This window comes from Actinoallomurus oryzae, from assembly GCF_039541955.1.
Taxonomy (GTDB): domain Bacteria; phylum Actinomycetota; class Actinomycetes; order Streptosporangiales; family Streptosporangiaceae; genus Actinoallomurus; species Actinoallomurus oryzae.
This window is the reverse complement of record NZ_BAABHF010000045.1, coordinates 26978-44147: the sequence shown is the minus strand read 5'-3', so window position 1 is coordinate 44147 and position 17170 is coordinate 26978. Positions and strand designations below refer to the sequence as shown.

Here is a 17170-nt window from a genome sequence, read left to right as displayed (position 1 = left end):
CTAGCCGCGCGGGCTCTCAGTCCGGCGTGTTGATCAGGCTGTTGGCGGCCATGACCAGGTAGTCCCAGAGCATCTTCTCCAACGGCTCCGGGAGAGCGATCTCGTCGACCGCGTCGCGCATGTGCGCCAGCCACGCGTCATGCTGGGCGCGGCCGACCGTGAACGGCACGTGCCGCATCCGCAGCCGGGGATGGCCGCGCCGTTCGCTGTACGTGCGGGGGCCGCCCCAGTACTGGATCAGGAACAGCCGCAGCCGTTCCTCCGCCGGGCCGAGATCCTCTTCGGGGTACAGCGGGCGGAGCACCGGGTCGGTCGCGACGCCCTCGTAGAAGCGGTGGACGAGCCGGCGGAAGGTCTCCTCGCCGCCGACCGCCTCGTAGAACGTGACTTCATCTGCCATGGCGCGCCCCACCCTACGCGGTGCTGAGAGCGGCCATGTTCACCCCGGCGGAGTCGAACGCCTTCTTCACGCGTTCGCGCAGCTCACGCGCGACATCCGACTGCCGGCCCGGCGCCGTCTTGCACACGACGCGCACCACCATGCCGTCGCTGGACAGCGCCTGGACGCCCCACACCGTCGGGTCGTCGATGATCATCTCGTCCCAGGGCGGGTCGATCGCCATCGCGCCCGCGGTCTCGGCCAGGAGCGTGCGGACCTTGTCCAGGTCGACGTCGTACTCCACCGGAACGTCGAGCACGACGCGGGCCCAGTTCTGCGATTCGTTCCCGACCCGCTTGATCTCGCCGTTCGGGACGTACCAGACGACACCGTTGACATCGCGTAGCCGGGTCGTGCGCAGTGTCACCGCCTCGACCGTGCCCTTGGCCGAGCCCACGTCGATCACGTCGCCCACGCCGTACTGGTCCTCCAGCAGCATGAACATGCCGGTGAGAAAGTCCTTGACGAGGTTCTGCGCGCCGAAGGCCACCGCCACGCCGATGATGCTCGCGCTGGCGAGGAACGGCGTCACGTCCAGGTGCAGGTAGCGGAGAACGTTGATCGCGGCACTGCCGAGGATGATGATCGAGGCGATGCTGCGCAGCACCGAGCCCATCGTCTCCGCGCGCTGCCTGCGGCGTTCGCTGACCAGCACCGGGCTGCCGTCGAAGACGGTGCGGGTGCGTTCGCGGAGGCGTTCGGACATCGTGCCCTCGGCCATCCGGAGCGTGATCCGGGTGATCAGCCGGTTCACGATGCGGCGCAGGAGCAGGGCGATGGCGATCGAGATGGTGATCTTCAGCGCCAGGGTGAGAGGCGTGTCGATCCAGTTGCTGTACGTGCTGGTGACGTCGCCGTTGTGGCTGATGTTCCAGGTCAACCGGCAGGCCGAGGTGATCGGCTTCCGGCAGTAGGTCCCGGGGTCGCCCTTGTCCGCGAAGAAGATCATGGGAACAGCGGAAGACGCGAGCACAGAAAGAACCCTCCCCGGTCGGCCCCTCCGGGGACCGCCTAGCCTGCGAGCGTCTCCGATGTTAGGCGAACGGGAGGACCCGGACGGCCCGTACGGGTGTGCGCCATCTCATGCCCGGGGCACGTGCGGATGCCGGCCGTCCGCGGCGAGCCGCCGTCTGCCGTGTGCGGTTTCGCGGGGCCGGTCGTGTCGGCTGTCCGCGGCGAGCCCGCCGTCTGCCGTGTGTGGTTTCGCGGGGCCGGTCATGCCGACCGTCCGTGGCGGAGGCCGGCCGTCTGTCGTGCGGTCCCGCGGGACCGGTCGGTCCGCGCCACCGGCCGCGGTCCCGCGGGACGCGTTCCCCCCTTGGAACGCTGCCTCGGAAGCCCGAGGGCCCCCCGACCGTGACGCGTCCCCCTCGAACGTGTCTCGGAGCCCTCCGGGGCCACCCCCCTAGCCGTGACGCGACTCCAGCACCCGCGCCACCTTCATCGCGGCGCCGTGCGGGTCGTCCACGACGTGCAGCGGCTCTCCCCAGGACCACCAGAAGTACCAGGACGGCTGGTCGGAGGCGCCGGGTGCCGGCGCGCACATGACGTTCTCGGACAGGCTCGCCGCCTCCGGATTGACCACCCGGCAGAAGGCCGGTCCGGAGCGGGAGCGGACCACTTTGGCGACCAGACCCCGGTCGGCTAACTCGCGTACGAGGCCCTCGAGGTATCCGACCCGGCGTTCATCCGGCATCACCGTGACTTCCTTTCACGTTGTGGACGCGCGCGGCTACGCGCAGCGAGAATCGCAAGGTCGTCAGGGAGGGTCAAGGAACACCGGCGGCCCCCGGCGCACGATCATCCGACGCGGCGGAACGATTCTCCACCGGTGCATCACGAAGCTGCGCCGCGATCGCAGCGTCTCATGCAATCTCATGGTGATTTGGTTGGCGGAAGGCGACGTAAGCGTTACGCTGCGTACGCTCGTTGTCTCCCTCACGTAGCCGGTCGGCTCCTTCCCCCCGAGGAGGCCGGAGATGACAGAACCCGAGAAGCTCGGTCCGCCGAGGAAAGAGGCGGATCTGGCTCGCCAGATCCGTGCCCGCGGGCTCGCGCTCGGTCACGCGCCTCCGCAGATCGCCAGGGAGATCTACGAGGTCTGCGCGCCGATCCACGGCACCAGCCAGATCAAGGCGCAGCGCCTCGCGTACGGCATCGCGCTCTCCGACGTCGTGGCCCAGGTCCGTGCCCTGTACGAACTCGATGGCCGGCCGCCGCCCAAACTGGGCGAGACGCTCCTGTCCGCGTACGAGAGCGGCTACAAGCGGCCGGGCCCCGCCTACCTGCACGACCTGTGCCGCGTCTACCACGCCGAGCCCGCCGACCTCGGGTTACCGGGGCCTTGCGTCTGCGGACGCCCCCATGCCCGTCTCCTCGAGCCCGGCGTCGTGCTCCCACCCGACACGCTACTCATCGACCGTGACCGGACGACATCACGACAACCGTTCTCCGTACCGCCCATCGCCGGGGTCCAGTACCGCGCCGAGGACCCCCGCGGCGGTGCCGGAGAGGAGGAGGAGACAGTGCTTCGGCGAACCCTTCTGCAGATCCTGGCCGGGGCGGGCGTGGCGCTCGATGGCCAGATCCTGGGCGCGGTGGACGGTGTCCGCCGCAAGATGGACGACACCCTGGTCAACGCGTCGGTCTCCCCGACGATGCTCGACCAGTGGGAGGAGACCGCGCTCGGGTACGGCAAGCAGTACACCTCGACGCCGCCGCTGCGCCTGCTCTGCGACGTCCTGCTCGACTTCAGCGAAGTACGCCGCATGTGCGAGCAGCGGCAGCCCATCGAGCTCCAAGAACGCCTCTGCCGGCTCGCCGCCCAGCTGTCCGGGCTGGCCGGCGCCCTGATGATCAACCTCGGCGACCACCGCCTGTCCCGCTCGTTCTTCCGTACGGCGCGCACCGCCGCGGACGAGACCGGCGACCGGAGCCTGCGGTCGTGGGTGAGCGTGCGCGAGGCGCTCGTGCCGATGTACTACGGCGACCCGCGCGAGTCGCTCCACCTGGCCCGGCGCGCGCAGGACCTCGCCGGCCGCACGCCGAGCGCCGCCGCCGCCATGGCCCCGATCGTGGAGGCCCGCGCGCTCGGCATGCTCGTCAAACGCGGCCGCACCGACGCCGCCGGCAGCGCCAAACGCGCCATCGCGCGCGGCCAGGCCGTCTTCGGCCAGCTCGGCAAGGAGCACGTGGCCGACACGGCGTTCGGCTACACCGAGCGGCAGCTGGCCTTCCACATCGGCGACACCTACACCAACATGGGCGACCATACGCACGCCGATGAGGCCCTGCGCCGGGCGCTCACGCTCTACCCGTCCACCTCCGAGCTCGACCGCACCCTCATCTGGCTGGATCGCGCGACGTGCCGGCTGCAGAAGGGCGAGCCGGAGGAGGCGCTGCGCACGGCCAGGGAGACCGTGCTCGCGCTGTCGCCGGGCCAGTTCACCGACATCATCGCCCAGCGCGCCCGTCAGCTCGTGGGAGCCGCCGTCGCGCAGTACGGCGAGACCAGTGAGGCGAAGGAGTTCCGCGCGGCCCTGGCGTCACCCACCAGGAGCGGCACCGTCGAGAAGCAGACCTGACCGATGGCACGCGTGCTCGACGCCGGCGCACCGAGGCGCCGGCGTCTCGACCCCCCTGTCTGGACCTTCTGCACCATGCGCATCCGCCGCTACGCGCCGGCCGACCACGCCACGGTCCTCGCCCTCCACCGGGAGGGCCTGGCCCAGGTCGGCCTGCGGCCCGGTGACGGCATCTACTACGACGAGGACCTGGCCGATGTGGAGGGCGTCTACCTGCGCGCCGGCGGTGAGTTCCTGGTCGGCGAGGTCGGCGGAGAGATCAGTGCGATCGGGGGCCTTCGCCGGGTGAGCGACCGGGTCGCGGAGATGGTCCGATTACGGGTGCGCCCCGACCAGCAGGGCCGGGGGTACGGCGCGGCCGTGGTGACGGTGCTGGAGGAGCGGGCGGTGGAGCTGGGCTACCAGGCCTTACAGGCGGACACCACGGTGAAGCAGCCGGTCGCGATGGAGCTGTACCGCTCGTCGGGCTGGCACGAGCTCGACCGCCGGGTCACCGGCCCGACGGTCACCGTCTATTTCGGCAAGCGCCTCGCTCGCTGACCACGGTGGTTAGCCGCAGCCGCAAGCGCCTCCGCAGCAGCCGCCGGCCTTCGGCGGGGCGGACGCTCCGCCGGTCACCGCGACGGTGGACAGCAGCTTGACGGTGTCGTCGTGCCCGTCCGGGCAGGTGGCCGGGGCGGAGGCCTCGGTCATCGGGCGGCTCAGCTCGAACGTCGAACCGCACGCGCGGCAGCGGTAGTCATAACGTGGCACCCGCACAGGATACGTCGGGTGCCGGACACGTGGTCAGGCCGCGGGTTCGCGGACGTAGGGCGCCCACTGGGGGTCGCCGTCGTGGACCAGGCCGATGAGGCGCCAGTGGGCGCCCCGGGGCACGGCGGGCGTGACGGGCAGCTGCCAGCCCAGCTCCTCCAGCAGCTTGTCCGCCTTGCGATGGTTGCAGGGTGTGCAGGAGGCGACGCAGTTCTCCCAGAGGTGCTTGCCGCCACGGCTCCGGGGGATCACGTGGTCGATCGTCTCCGCGCGCCGGCCGCAGTAGGCGCAACGGTAGTTGTCGCGCCTCATGAGAGCCGCCCGGGTGAGCGGCACCCGTTGTCGGTAGGGGATCCGCACGTAGCGGAGCAGCCGGATCACCGACGGCATCTCGAGCACCACGGTCGCCGAGTGCAGGCAGGCACCCGAGACGTCGTGGTGGACGATCTCCGCCTTCTCCCGCAGGACGAGGCAGACGGCACGTCGCAGGGGCAGCGTGGTCAGTGGCTCGTAGGTGGCGTTGAGGAGCAGTACCTGTCTCATCAGACGGCCTCCGGGACGCAGGCGCCGGTCGCCCCGCGGGGCACGCTCCAGCGCGCCTCGAGACGAGGCTCGACGATCTTCAGCACCAGCGCACCCGCCACGAGGACCTCCTCACGGGTGATACTCGAACTGAAATCAGTGTGGCCGCTGAGATGCGGATTTCGCTACCCCATAAGACCGCAATCGCTGTAAAGGGGTCTTGATCCTGGATCGGTCCGCGAACGTCCGGGGCGGGTCACCGGGCCGCCGCGCCGATCCCGGTGACGCCCTGGGCGCCGGGTCCGGCGACGCCGGCGTCCACCGGGGACGGATCGCCGATCCCGGGCGGGACGCTCGGCCTCTCCCGCCACGTCACCTGGGCGTTGACGCGCAGCGTGCCGCCCGTCGCGGCCACCGTGGTCCTGATCCAGCCGCTGCGGCTCTCCCCGGGCTTGATCGAGTCGAACCGGCAGACGATGTCGCCCGCCTGACCGGCCGCGCACGGCTGGGAGACCCCGACGATCTTCTGGCCGGCCGAGACCCGGTGGGTCGCGACGACGGTGTCGGCGCCCCCGACGCCCTTGTTCGTGAGCACCCAGTGCCAGGTGACGCCCGAGTCGCCCTTGGCGATCTCCGGATGCCCGTACTCCATCCGCAGGTCGGCCGCCGGCCGTGGAGCCGCGTACGCCGGCGTTCCGGCCGCCGGGACGGTCCCGGTGGCGGCCAGCGCCGGAACCGCGATGAGCGCGATGTGACCTCTCATGTCCAACCCCCCCGATCGACATGCACCGCCCAGGCTACGGCTCCCCGGACCCGCGGGCCCTTCCGGCGCCACCGGTGTCCGTCATCGTTCGGTCACGAACGCCCCGGGCCCCGGTCACCGCCCGGCCACGGGGGAGCCGCCGCGTACGGTCGCAGGGAAACGGCGGGTCGGCCCGGCCAGTATCGACAAAAGCCCTGGTGTCGAACATTTGGCACTAAACCGCTATGCCGCGTCCTGTCCCGCCCACCGACCTCATAGAGTGCGTCCATGAGCGAGCGGAGCGAGCGAATCGACGAACACAGCGCCTCTGGTCCCTCTTCCGACGAAGGAGGGCTCCCGAGCCGACAGCCGTACCCATCCGCTCGCCGTGAGGACCTCGTCGAGGAGATCCACGGTCACCGCGTACCCGACCCGTACCGCTGGCTGGAGGACCCGCACGGCGAGGAGACCAAGACCTGGCTGACGGAACAGGACGAGCTGTTCCACCACGAGGTGGACGCGCTGCCCGGCCGCGACCGCCTGCGCGCGCGCATCCGCGAGCTGCTGGGCGCCGGCACCGTGAGCACGCCCGTCTGGCGCGGCGAGCGCCAGTTCTTCATGCGCCGTACGGCCGAGCAGGAGCACGCCGTTCTCTACACGGTCGACCCTCCGGCGCACGAGGGGGAAGAGGGCACCGAGCGGGCGCTCATCGACCCGATGGCGCTCGACCCGACCCACACCACGACGCTCGACCACTGGCAGCCCGACAAAGAGGGCCGGCTCCTCGCGTACCAGCTCTCCCACGGGGGCGATGAGGAGTCGAAGCTGTACGTCATGGACATCGCCACCGGCGAGCGGGTCGAGGGGCCCATCGACCGGTGCCGCTACACCCCGGTCGCATGGCTGCCCGGCGGCGAGGCCTTCTACTACGTACGGCGCCTGCCCGCCGACCAGGTGCCCGCCGGCGAGGACCAGTACCACCGCCGCGTCTACCTGCACCGGATCGGCACCGACCCGGAGACCGACGACGTGATGATCTTCGGTGCGGGGCTGGAGAAGACCAACTACTACGGCGTCTCGGTCAGCCGCGACGGCAACTGGCTCACGCTGTCGGCCTCGCAGGGCACCGCGCCGCGCAACGACCTGTGGATCGCCGACCTGCGCACCTCGCCGCTGGAGGCCCCCGAGCTCACGGCCGTCCAGGAGGGCGTCGACGCGGAGACCGGCCTCTACGTGGGCCGCGACGGCCGCGCGTACATCTTCACCGACCGCGACGCCCCCCGCAGCCGCCTGTGCGTGACGGACCCGGCCTCGCCGTCGCACGAGACGTGGCGCGACCTGATCCCGGAGGACCCCGAGGCGGTCCTGTCCGACTTCGCGATCCTCGACGACCTCGACCGGCCGGTCCTGCTCGCCGGCTGGACCCGCCACGCGCTCAGCGAGATCACGATCCACGACCTGGAGACCGGGACGCGCATCGGCGAGGTCCCGGTCCCCGGCCTCGGCACGCTCGGCGGCATCAGCGAACGCCCGGAGGGCGGCCACGAGGCGTGGTTCGTCTACACCGACAACACCACGCCCGTCTCGGTGCACCGCTTCGACGCACGGACCGGCGAGCTGTCCCTCTGGGCGTCGGCGCCGGGCGCGGTGGAGGTGCCCGACGACGTCGAGACGCGGCAGGTCACCTACACCTCCTACGACGGCACCGAGGTACGGATGCTCGTCGTCGCGCGCTCTGGCGGCGAAGGCCCGCGCCCGACGATCCTGTACGGCTACGGCGGCTTCAACATCCCGCTGACCCCGGCGTACTCCGCCACGACGCTCGCCTGGGTGGAGGCCGGCGGCGTGTACGCCGTGGCCAACCTGCGCGGCGGCTCGGAGGAGGGCGAGGAGTGGCACCGGGCCGGCATGCTGGACAAGAAGCAGAACGTCTTCGACGACTTCCACTCCGCCGCCGAGAAGCTGATCGCCGACGGCTGGACCACCCCGGACCGGCTGGCCGTCTCCGGCGGTTCCAACGGCGGCCTGCTGGTCGGCGCGGCGATCACCCAGCGCCCGGACCTCTACGCCGCCGCGGTGTGCTCCGCGCCGCTGCTGGACATGGTGCGGTATGAGAAGTTCGGCCTCGGCCAGACGTGGAACGTGGAGTACGGCTCGGCCGACGACCCCGAGCAGTTCGAGTGGCTCTACGCCTACTCGCCCTACCACCGCGTACGCGAGGGTGTCGCCTACCCGGCCACCCTGTTCACGGTGTTCGAGAGCGACACACGGGTCGACCCGCTGCACGCGCGGAAGATGTGCGCGGCGCTGCAGCACGCGACCTCGGACGCCGCGCGGCCGATCCTGCTGCGCAACGAGGCCGACGTCGGCCACGGCTCCCGTGCGATCAGCCGCTCGGTCGACCTGAGCGTGGACACGCTGTCCTTCACGGCCGCCCACACGGGGCTGGTGATCGGCAGTGCCCCCTGACATCGATCGGGTCCTGAAGCTGCTCGCGTCGCCCCCGGCGCGTCCGGATGTCTCGCGTGGCTATCTGGACCTGCTGGGGGAGGAGGAGACCCACGACACGTTCGCGCAGCGGCTGATGCGCTCCTCCGGGCTGCCGCGGATCTACGAGCAGGCGTGGCGGCCGGTCGTCTTCGGACTCGCCAAGGGCGGACTGCTCGGGCCGAGCACGGAGCAGGAGTACGCGCTGGCCCGCGCGTGGCTGGACCTGGCCGCGACCCCGGGCGCGACCGTCCTCGACGTCGCCTGCGGCCCCGGCAACGTGACCCGTGCGCTGGTCGAGGGTGTCAGGGACGGCGGCCTCGTGGTCGGCGCCGACGCTTCGGCCACGATGCTGAGCCGCGCCGTGGCCGACACGCCCCCCTCCGCACCGGGAACGGCGGAGGTGGCGTACGTCCGGTGCGACGCGGTGGACCTGCCCTTCGCCGGGGCGACCTTCGACGCGGTGTGCTGCTACGGCGCCCTGTACCTGTTCGCGGACCCCTGGGCGGCGCTCGCGAGCATGGCCCGGGTGCTCCGCCCGGGCGGGCGCCTGGTGGTGCTGACGACGCACCGCCCGGGACTCCCGCTCCTCGGCCCCGGTTTGGGCGCCCTCAGCGGTGCGACGGGCATCCGCATGTTCGGGTCCCGCGAGCTCACCGACGGCCTGACGGCGGCCGGCTTCTCGGTCGTCCGCCGCAGGACCTACGGCCTCATGCAGTTCATCGGGGCGGTCCGGGGCGGGCCGGTTCCGGGGCCGTCGCGGGGCGCCTCGCCCGACCGGGGGCAGCCGAGCGAACCCACCGGGCCGCCGCGGCCGCGCTGAGGAGCAGCGCGGCCGCGGCGATCGCCAGCGACAGCCGCAGCCCGTGACCCAGGTCCCCGGCGACCAGCCCGCCGAACAGGGCCACCCCGACCGCGCCGCCGACCTGCCGGGCCGTGTTCAGCTCGGCCGACGCCACTCCGGCGTGCCCCGGCTCGACCGTCTCCAGCACCGCGCTGGTCATGGCCGGGACGACGGCGCCGGCCCCGATGCCGACCGGCACCGTGGCGAGCCAGATCACCGGGTTCGAGGCACCGGTCCCGGCCACCAGCAGGGTCAGCAGTCCTGCCGCGAACAGGAGTTGGCCGCCGATCATGGGCACCCGCGGGCCGAGCCGCGCGGTCAGCCGGCCGCCGAGCATGTTGGACCCCATCGCGGCGATGCTCATGGGCAGGAAGATCAGGCCGGTGGCCAGCGCGGAGTCGCCCCGCTCGTTCTGCAGGAAGAGGCTCAGCAGGAAGACGATGCCGTAGTACGCGAAGTTCTGGGCGAAACCGGCCACACTCGCGGCGGAGAAGACCGGGCGAGCGAACAGCCGCATCGGCAGCAACGGCTCCGATACACGCCGCTCCCACCACACGAAGAACACGCCGCAGGCCACGGCCGTCGCCAGAGCCGCCGCCACCGGCGGCGACGCCCAGCCGAGCCGGCCGGCCTCGATGAACCCGAAGGTCAGCCCGCACAGCGCCAGGACCACGGCGGCCTGGCCGGGCAGGTCCAGCGGGCGTCCCCGGGCCGCCGGCGTGGCGTCCGCCCGCCACGTCATCAGCAGGCCAACCCCGCCGATCAGCAGGTTCACCAGGAACAGCGACCGCCATCCCAGCGAGGCGAGGAGCAGGCCGCCCAGCACGGGCCCGGCCGCCACCGCCGCGCCGCCGGCCGCGGCCCACACCCCGAGGGCCCTGCTCCGCGCGGACGCGTCCGGGTAGGCGTGCCGGATCATCGCCAGCGACGCGGGCAACTGCACGGCCGCGCCGAGGCCTTGGACGAACCGCGCGGCGATGAGGACGCCCGGCGTCCCGGCCAGGCCGCAGGCCAGCGAGGCGAGCACGAACAGGCTCAGCCCGGTGGCGAACGCGCGCCGTGCCCCCAGCCGGTCGCTCAGCGACCCGCCGATGAGCTGGAACGCGGCGAACATCAGCGTGTAGCCGTCCACCACCCACTGCAGCCCGGTAAGGCCCGCTCCGAGCCGCCGGCCGAGCGTGGGCAACGCGACGTTCACGATCGTGGCGTCCAGGCTGACCATGAGGAAGCCGAAGGAGGCGGCGAACAGGGTCGTACGCGCCCGTGACGGGGCCGCGACGACGGGATGGATGACGGTGCTCACCGCACCAGGTTCGGCGGTGCGCCGAGCGGAGGCAACGGATGAGGGTGAACCTGACAGGGCTACCCTGGCGGTCGGCGACGACGGAGGAAGGACGGTCGGGGACGTGGCCGGGCGGAGTCCGCGGGCGCACGAGATGGGTGCGTTCCTGCGATCACGGCGGACGCGGCTGACCCCCGGTGAGGTGGGCCTGCCGGACGGCGGAGTCCGGCGCACGCCGGGGCTCCGCCGGGAGGAGGTCGCGCGGCTTGCGGGGGTCAGCGAGGGCTATTACGTCCGCCTCGAACAGGGCCGTGCGCCGCACCCGTCGGCGAGCGTGCTCGGCGCGCTGGCGAGGACGCTGCGGCTGTCCGCCGACGAGCGCGAGCACCTGTTCGCGCTGGCCGGCGAGGCGGGCCCGGAGCCCGAGCGGGCGCCCCTGGCGACGGGCGCCCACCGGATGCTCGAACTGCTGTCCCCGCCGACCGCGGCCTATGTGATCAACGGGCGAAGTGACGTGCTGGCCTGGAACGACACCGCCGCCGCGCTGTTCGGGCACCTGGTGGAGGGCACGCGCCCGCCCAACAACGTGCGCTATGTGTTCACCGACCCGGGCGCCAGGGATCTCTTCGTCGACTGGCCCGCGATCGCGGCGGACTCGGTCGCTCACCTGCGTGCGGCCGCCGGGCACCGCCCCGACGACGCCGAGCTCGCCGAACTGATCGCCCGGCTCCACGAGGTCAGCCCCGACTTCCGGCGGCTGTGGGCGGCACGCGGGCTGCGCCACAAGACCGGTGGACGCAAGGAACTGAATCACCCCGTGGCGGGCCGGATGTCACTGGAGTACACGGTGCTCGCCGCCCCGGTGGACGCGGGGCAGCGGCTGGTCGCCTACACGGCCGCACCGGGCTCGGCCTCCCACGCGGCGCTGACCCGCCTGGGCGAGCCCTCCTAGGCCTGGCAGCCCCCCGAGCTGGGAGACGTCGCGCGCGGCACCCGTGGAGGGGCCAGGTGTCCATCGTGGCGTACGCCTGGAGCGCCACGCGTCGCGTTCGCCCACCCGTACGAGACGGGCGACGGGTTGGACCAGCCGCTGTCCGTCACGGCCGAGGGCGACCAGACCTGCGTGCTGACGGGCCGCGCGAAGATCCGGCTGCTCGACGAGGACGGAAAGACGCTTCCCTACCGGTTCCGCAAGGGCGCCGACGGGGTCACCACCGAGGTCGGTCCCGGCGAGCAGGCCGTGTTCGACCTGACCTTCGCCACGGGGAGCGGCGACCACGCGCGCCCGTCCAAGATCCGGATAACGCTGCCGGACGGCGGCGGAAGCCGCGTCATCGACTGGAGCTCCAGCGCTCCCGCCGCCAAGACGATCACGGTCGACGGCTTCCGCCCCTGGCTCGACTGACCGGAGCCCGACCGGCCGCTAGGACGCGCCGCCGAGCTGGGTGATGTCGCGGGCGGCGCCCGTGGAGGCGGAGGTGGCCATCGCGGCGTACGCCTGGAGGGCCACGCTCACCGGGCGGCGCCGGTCGCGGGGACGGTAGGAGCCCAGGTCCTTCAGCAGGCGCTCGCGGCGGGCGCGGAGCTCGTCGGCCGGCACGTCGAGGCGCAGCTCGCGGCCCGGAATGTCGATCACGATGCGGTCGCCGTCCTCGACCAGGGCGATGTCGCCGCCGCCCGCCGCCTCCGGTGAGGCGTGCCCGATCGACAGGCCGCTCGTGCCGCCCGAGAAGCGGCCGTCCGTGATCAGCGCGCAGGCCTTGCCGAGGCCACGGCCCTTGAGGAACGACGTGGGGTAGAGCATCTCCTGCATGCCCGGGCCGCCCTTGGGGCCCTCGTAGCGGATCACGACCACGTCACCGGGCTTGACCCGGTCGCCGAGGATGCCCTCGACCGCGTCCTCCTGGCTCTCGAACACCACCGCCGGGCCCTCGAAGCGCCACAGCGACTCCTCCACGCCCGCGGTCTTGACGACCGCGCCCTCCACGGCGAGGTTGCCGTACAGCACGGCCAGCCCGCCGTCCTTGGTGTAGGCGTGCTCGACGTCGCGGATGCAGCCCTCGGCGCGGTCGAGGTCGAGGGACTCCCACCGGTTGTTCTGGCTGTACGGCCGGGTGGTGCGCACCCCGCCGGGCGCGGCGTGGAACAGCTCCGTCGCCTCGGCCGACACGCTGTCGGAGCGCACGTCCCAGGAGTCCAGGAACGCCCCGAGCGAGTCGCCGTGGATCGTGTGGACCGTACGGTTGAGCAGGCCGCCGCGGTCGAGCTCACCCAGGATGGCCGGGATGCCGCCGGCGCGGTGGACGTCCTCGATGTGGTACTTCGCGGTGGCCGGAGCGACCTTGCAGACGCACGGCACGCGGCGGGACAGCTCGTCGATCTCCTTCAGGCCGAAGTTCACGCCCGCCTCACGGGCCGCCGCCAGCAGGTGCAGGATCGTGTTGGTCGAGCCGCCCATCGCGACGTCGAGCGCCATGGCGTTCTCGAACGCGTCGCGGGTGGCGATGTTCAGCGGGAGCACCGAGTCGTCGTCATCGGCGTAGTAGCGATTGGCGATCTCCACGACCCGCCGGCCGGCGTCCTCGAACAGCTTCTTGCGGTCGGCGTGGGTGGCCAGCACCGTGCCGTTGCCGGGCAGCGCCAGGCCGATCGCCTCGGTCAGGCAGTTCATGGAGTTGGCGGTGAACATCCCCGAGCAGGACCCGCAGGTCGGGCAGGCGTTCTCCTCCATCTGCGCGAGCGTGTCGTCGGAGACCGACGCGTCGGCGGAGGCGATCATCGGGTCGATCAGGTCGAGCTTGGTGGTGCCTTCGACCGGCTTGCCGGCCTCCATCGGGCCGCCGGAGACGAACACCGTGGGGATGTTGAGCCGCATGGCCGCGATCAGCATGCCCGGCGTGATCTTGTCGCAGTTGGAGACGCAGATCAGGGCGTCGGCGCAGTGCGCGTTGACCATGTACTCGACCGAGTCGGCGATGAGCTCGCGGGACGGCAGGGAGTACAGCATGCCGCCGTGACCCATGGCGATGCCGTCGTCGACCGCGATGCTGTTGAACTCACGCGGCACCCCGCCCGCCTCCTTGACGGCGGCGGCGACCACCTGGCCGACCTCGCGCAGGTGGACGTGGCCCGGCACGAACTCGGTGAAGCTGTTGGCCACGGCGACGATGGGCTTGCCGAAGTCCTCGCGGGCCACACCGGTGGCCCGGAGCAGCGCCCGTGCGCCCGCCATGTTCCTGCCGTGTGTAACCGTTCGTGACCTCAGCGGCGGCATGACCTCTCCATCCCTTGTGCTCGAACTCCGATCGTACGGGGTAGGAGCACAGGGCTGAGACAGTACGTCTTACATGGCGGGCACAACGAGGACGGTCATGACACTCGATCATCTCGTCTACGCGACTCCTGACCTGGAGGAGAGCGTCCGGCAGCTCGGCAAGCTGACCGGCGTACGGCCGGTGGAAGGCGGGCCGCATCCGGGCCTCGGCACGCGTAACCACCTCCTCGGCCTGGGCGAACTCCGCTATCTGGAGATCATCGGACCGGATCCTGAGCAGCCGGAGCCCGAGGGGCCCCGGCCGTTCGGCATCGACGAGCTGACCGAGCCACGGCTGGCCGGCTGGGCGGTACGGGCCGCCGACATCGAGGCGCGTGTCGCGCGCTCCCGCACGCTCGGCTACGACCCGGGCCCGATCGAGCCGCTGTCCCGCCGCACCCCGGACGGCGAGGTGCTGCGCTGGCGGCTGACCTACCCGTACGAGGCGGTCGTGCCGTTCCTGATCGACTGGGGGAGGACGCCGCATCCGGCGCGTCACCTGCCGGTCGTGCCGCTGACGGCGTTCGGCGCCAGCCATCCCGAGCCCGCGCGGGTACGCGAACGGCTAGCCGCCCTCGGCGTCGAGCTGGACGTGCGCGCGGGCGAGCCCGCGCTGGTCGCGGTGCTCGGCGGCACCACCACCCTGACCTGAGGAGCTCGGTACTTCCGCAGCGGATGCGAGACCGATCGGGCATCCGGCTCTCCGCGGCGCTCCGCGCCGGAGCCGGTCAGTCCTCCGTCGGATACTTCGGCGGGAGCACCCGCTCGGCGGCCTCGTAGATGTCGTTGATGTCCGCCGAGGACAGGATCTTCGGGCGCCGGCGCAGGTAGTTGCGGGCGCGGGTGCCGGCGTACACGTCGACGTCGCGGACCATCAGGACCTTCCAGGAGATGGCCGGGCCGTAGATGGCGAGCGAGGGCTGTACCGGCACCTCCTTGCCGAGCTGCTCGCTGATCAGCTTGCTGGCCTGCTCGGACTCCCAGCGCGCCTCGTCGAGGCGCTCCTTCTTGTTGAACGGGCCGAGGAACAGCTTGCGGTGCGACATCGCGCGCACCGGCAGCCGCTTGTCCCACTTTTCGGAGTCGACCGCGTACACGCCGGTGGGTCCGATCACCAGGTGGTCGATCTGCCCGTCGCTGACGCCCTCGTCGTCGCGAGGGACGGCGCGGGCGTGCAGGGTGCGGTAGCCGGCCTTCTCCATGCCGCGCAGCTGCCGCTCGGTCTTGCGTTCGGCGACGGACGGCTTGCGCCACGCCTCGACGCTCGACTCCTTGCGGTTCTTCAGCACGACGTCGGCGACCACCACCGCGATGGCGACGAGGAGGCCGACGGGAAGGTTCACCAGCAGCGCGAACAGCAGCCCGAGGGCCAGCGCCCCGACGGACCGGCGGATCCACCTCTGGACCTGGGGATCGCCGATCATGTCGCCGTACGTTTCCTGCTTGGGGCGCTCGCGTTCGAACGGATCCTGCCCTTCGGAACGCTGGGATGCGTCATCCTGCTCGCGTGTGGAGGTCTGGGTGGATGTATCCCGCTCCACAGGGGCCATTTCCGACACTCCCTGCTCGATCGACGGCACCGAACATGATCTTCCTTGAGGAAGGGTAACGAGGCTTTGCGCCGAGTGCCTAGTCGTGCCATGTCGACAGTTTTGTCCCCCTGAGTCGTTGATTAGCGCGGTTGTGGCGAGGGTAGATTTCGCATCATCCCCCACGGTGGCCGTGCAACTTTCGGTGGGCGTACCGTCTTCACTTGTGACCCAGATTCATGACCTCAGCGCGCGCGAGCAAGCCGCTGCGATCCGTGACCGCGAACTCTCACCCGTCGACGTCACCGAACACTACCTGAACCGCATCGACCGGCTGGGCGATCAGGTGGGCGCGTTCGTGACGGTGACCGCCGAAATTGCGCGTGAGCAGGCCAAAGCCGCGGAGAAGGCGGTCGCGCAGGGCGACACGCCGCCATTGCTGGGCGTGCCCGTGCCCATCAAGGACCTCAACATGGTGAAGGACGTGCCGATGACGCTCGGTTCGGCCGCCTTCGACGATTTCAAGGGATTCGCCGACGACAACGTCGTCACATCGCTCCGTGACGCGGGCACGATTCTGCTGGGCAAGACCAATACGCCGGAATTCGGACTGCCCTGTTACACCGAGAACGACGTCGCGCCTCCGGCGCGTACTCCCTGGGATCTGTCCCGGTCCGCCGGCGGGTCGAGCGGGGGAGCCGCCGCCGCGGTCGCCGCGGGCCTCGCGCCGATCGCCCAGGGCAGCGACGGCGGCGGGTCGATCCGGATTCCGTCCAGCGTGTGCGGCCTGTTCGGCATCAAGCCGACGCGCGGGCGGGTCAGCCACGGCCCGATCGTGCCCGACCTGGCCGGGCTCGCCACGAACGGCCCGATCGCCCGTTCCGTACGCGACGCCGCGCTGATGCTCGACCTCATCGCCGGGAACCGGCCGGGTGACATGTATCACGCCGCGCCGCAGGAGGGCACCTTCCTCGAGGCCGCCGACCGCGCGCCCGGCCGGCTGCGCATCGGCCGCAGCATGGCCTCGGCCGTGCCCGGTGCGGAGATCCACCCCGACTGCGTGGCCGCCTACGAGGCCACCACCGAGCTGCTCACCGAGCTGGGCCACGAGGTCGAAGATCTCGACATGCCGTTCAACGCCGACCTGGTGCCGCACTTCGAGACGCTCTGGGCGGCGATGGCCACGCTCACCCCGGTGCCGCCGGACCGCGAGGAACGCCTCCGGCCGCTCACCCGCCACCTGCGCGAGCGCGGCAACGCCATCACCGCGCCGGAGCTGTTCATGGCCCAGGGCGCGCTGCAGCTCGCCGTGCGCCTGGCGATGCCGGTCGCCGAGCAGTACGACGTGATCCTGCACCCGACGCTCGCGCAGCCGCCGGTGCCGATCGGCTACTTCGACGACGTCGATCCGGCCGAGAACTTCGAACGGCAGAAGCGCTTCACGCCCTTCACCTCGATCTACAACATCACCGGTCAGCCGGCCGTCAACGTCCCGCTGCACTGGAGCGACGACGGCCTGCCGATCGGCGTGATGCTCGTCGGCCGGATGAGCGACGAGGCCACCCTCATCTCGCTGTCCGCCCAACTCGAGGCCGCCCGCCCCTGGGCCGACCGGCATCCGCCGATGTGGGACTGACCGCCGGTTCGGGGCGGTTCCTCGGGGCATCGTGGAGAC

Annotated in this window: 17 protein-coding genes; 8 read left to right on the top strand and 9 right to left on the bottom strand. The window is 71.5% G+C overall.

Annotation, left to right across the window (positions count from 1 at the left end; translation table 11 throughout):
* Window positions 1–16: 16 nt before the first annotated feature.
* From ABEA10_RS35355 to ABEA10_RS35345, 3 genes are all read right to left on the bottom strand, one after another.
* Complete coding sequence (locus tag ABEA10_RS35355) at window positions 17–400, bottom strand: globin (protein ID WP_345471463.1); 384 nt, start codon at window positions 398–400, stop codon at window positions 17–19.
* A gap of 13 nt (window positions 401–413) precedes the next feature.
* Window positions 414–1388 carry a mechanosensitive ion channel family protein gene (locus ABEA10_RS35350; protein WP_345471461.1) on the bottom strand — a complete coding sequence of 325 codons (975 nt, stop codon included), beginning with the start codon at window positions 1386–1388 and terminating at the stop codon, window positions 414–416.
* A gap of 456 nt (window positions 1389–1844) precedes the next feature.
* Window positions 1845–2135, bottom strand: coding sequence for a hypothetical protein (locus ABEA10_RS35345; RefSeq protein WP_345471459.1), 291 nt, complete (start codon window positions 2133–2135; stop codon window positions 1845–1847).
* Between the two features lie 283 nt (window positions 2136–2418).
* Between ABEA10_RS35345 and ABEA10_RS35340 the strand changes: the two genes are divergently transcribed.
* Window positions 2419–4023 (top strand): tetratricopeptide repeat protein, encoded by a 1605-nt coding sequence (locus tag ABEA10_RS35340; protein ID WP_345471457.1) that lies wholly within the window; start codon window positions 2419–2421, stop codon window positions 4021–4023.
* Between the two features lie 75 nt (window positions 4024–4098).
* The gene (locus ABEA10_RS35335) at window positions 4099–4563 is read left to right on the top strand and encodes a GNAT family N-acetyltransferase (RefSeq protein WP_345471455.1); all 465 of its coding nucleotides are present in this window, start codon (window positions 4099–4101) and stop codon (window positions 4561–4563) included.
* Window positions 4564–4572: 9 nt separating this feature from the next.
* Here the strand turns inward: ABEA10_RS35335 and ABEA10_RS35330 are convergent, their stop codons facing one another.
* From ABEA10_RS35330 to ABEA10_RS35320, 3 genes are all read right to left on the bottom strand, one after another.
* Window positions 4573–4776 (bottom strand): FmdB family zinc ribbon protein, encoded by a 204-nt coding sequence (locus ABEA10_RS35330; RefSeq protein ID WP_345471452.1) that lies wholly within the window; start codon window positions 4774–4776, stop codon window positions 4573–4575.
* 33 nt (window positions 4777–4809) lie between these two features.
* Entirely contained in the window at window positions 4810–5319 is a 510-nt protein-coding gene (locus ABEA10_RS35325; protein ID WP_329255530.1) for an HNH endonuclease, read from the bottom strand.
* A gap of 235 nt (window positions 5320–5554) precedes the next feature.
* Window positions 5555–6061 carry a hypothetical protein gene (locus tag ABEA10_RS35320; protein ID WP_345471450.1) on the bottom strand — a complete coding sequence of 169 codons (507 nt, stop codon included), beginning with the start codon at window positions 6059–6061 and terminating at the stop codon, window positions 5555–5557.
* Between the two features lie 267 nt (window positions 6062–6328).
* On the opposite strand from ABEA10_RS35320, the gene ABEA10_RS35315 reads away from it, so the two are divergent.
* A complete protein-coding gene (locus tag ABEA10_RS35315; RefSeq protein ID WP_345471448.1) occupies window positions 6329–8509 on the top strand; it encodes a prolyl oligopeptidase family serine peptidase in 2181 nt (726 codons plus the stop codon).
* A complete protein-coding gene (locus ABEA10_RS35310) occupies window positions 8499–9350 on the top strand; it encodes a class I SAM-dependent methyltransferase (RefSeq protein ID WP_345471446.1) in 852 nt (283 codons plus the stop codon). Before ABEA10_RS35315 ends, ABEA10_RS35310 begins: the two co-directional genes overlap by 11 nt.
* On the opposite strand, the gene ABEA10_RS35305 is transcribed toward ABEA10_RS35310, so the two are convergent.
* Complete coding sequence (locus tag ABEA10_RS35305; protein WP_345471444.1) at window positions 9247–10674, bottom strand: MFS transporter; 1428 nt, start codon at window positions 10672–10674, stop codon at window positions 9247–9249. The two genes, ABEA10_RS35310 and ABEA10_RS35305, sit on opposite strands and share 104 nt — an antisense overlap.
* A gap of 103 nt (window positions 10675–10777) precedes the next feature.
* Here ABEA10_RS35305 and ABEA10_RS35300 point away from each other — a divergent pair, with 103 nt between their 5' ends.
* Window positions 10778–11605, top strand: a complete 828-nt coding sequence (locus ABEA10_RS35300; protein WP_345471442.1) for a helix-turn-helix transcriptional regulator — start codon at window positions 10778–10780, stop codon at window positions 11603–11605.
* Window positions 11606–11731: 126 nt separating this feature from the next.
* Entirely contained in the window at window positions 11732–12058 is a 327-nt protein-coding gene (locus ABEA10_RS35295) for a DUF4232 domain-containing protein (RefSeq protein ID WP_345471440.1), read from the top strand.
* 18 nt (window positions 12059–12076) lie between these two features.
* Here the strand turns inward: ABEA10_RS35295 and ilvD are convergent, their stop codons facing one another.
* Window positions 12077–13927 (bottom strand): dihydroxy-acid dehydratase, encoded by a 1851-nt coding sequence (gene ilvD / locus ABEA10_RS35290; RefSeq protein ID WP_345471438.1) that lies wholly within the window; start codon window positions 13925–13927, stop codon window positions 12077–12079.
* 97 nt (window positions 13928–14024) lie between these two features.
* Between ilvD and ABEA10_RS35285 the strand changes: the two genes are divergently transcribed.
* Window positions 14025–14618 (top strand): VOC family protein, encoded by a 594-nt coding sequence (locus tag ABEA10_RS35285; RefSeq protein ID WP_345471436.1) that lies wholly within the window; start codon window positions 14025–14027, stop codon window positions 14616–14618.
* A 76-nt stretch (window positions 14619–14694) separates the two neighbouring features.
* Here ABEA10_RS35285 and ABEA10_RS35280 read toward each other — a convergent pair whose 3' ends face one another.
* The gene (locus ABEA10_RS35280; protein WP_329255561.1) at window positions 14695–15516 is read right to left on the bottom strand and encodes a nuclease-related domain-containing protein; all 822 of its coding nucleotides are present in this window, start codon (window positions 15514–15516) and stop codon (window positions 14695–14697) included.
* A 205-nt stretch (window positions 15517–15721) separates the two neighbouring features.
* On the opposite strand from ABEA10_RS35280, the gene ABEA10_RS35275 reads away from it, so the two are divergent.
* A complete protein-coding gene (locus ABEA10_RS35275; RefSeq protein WP_345471434.1) occupies window positions 15722–17131 on the top strand; it encodes an amidase in 1410 nt (469 codons plus the stop codon).
* Window positions 17132–17170 lie beyond the last annotated feature (39 nt).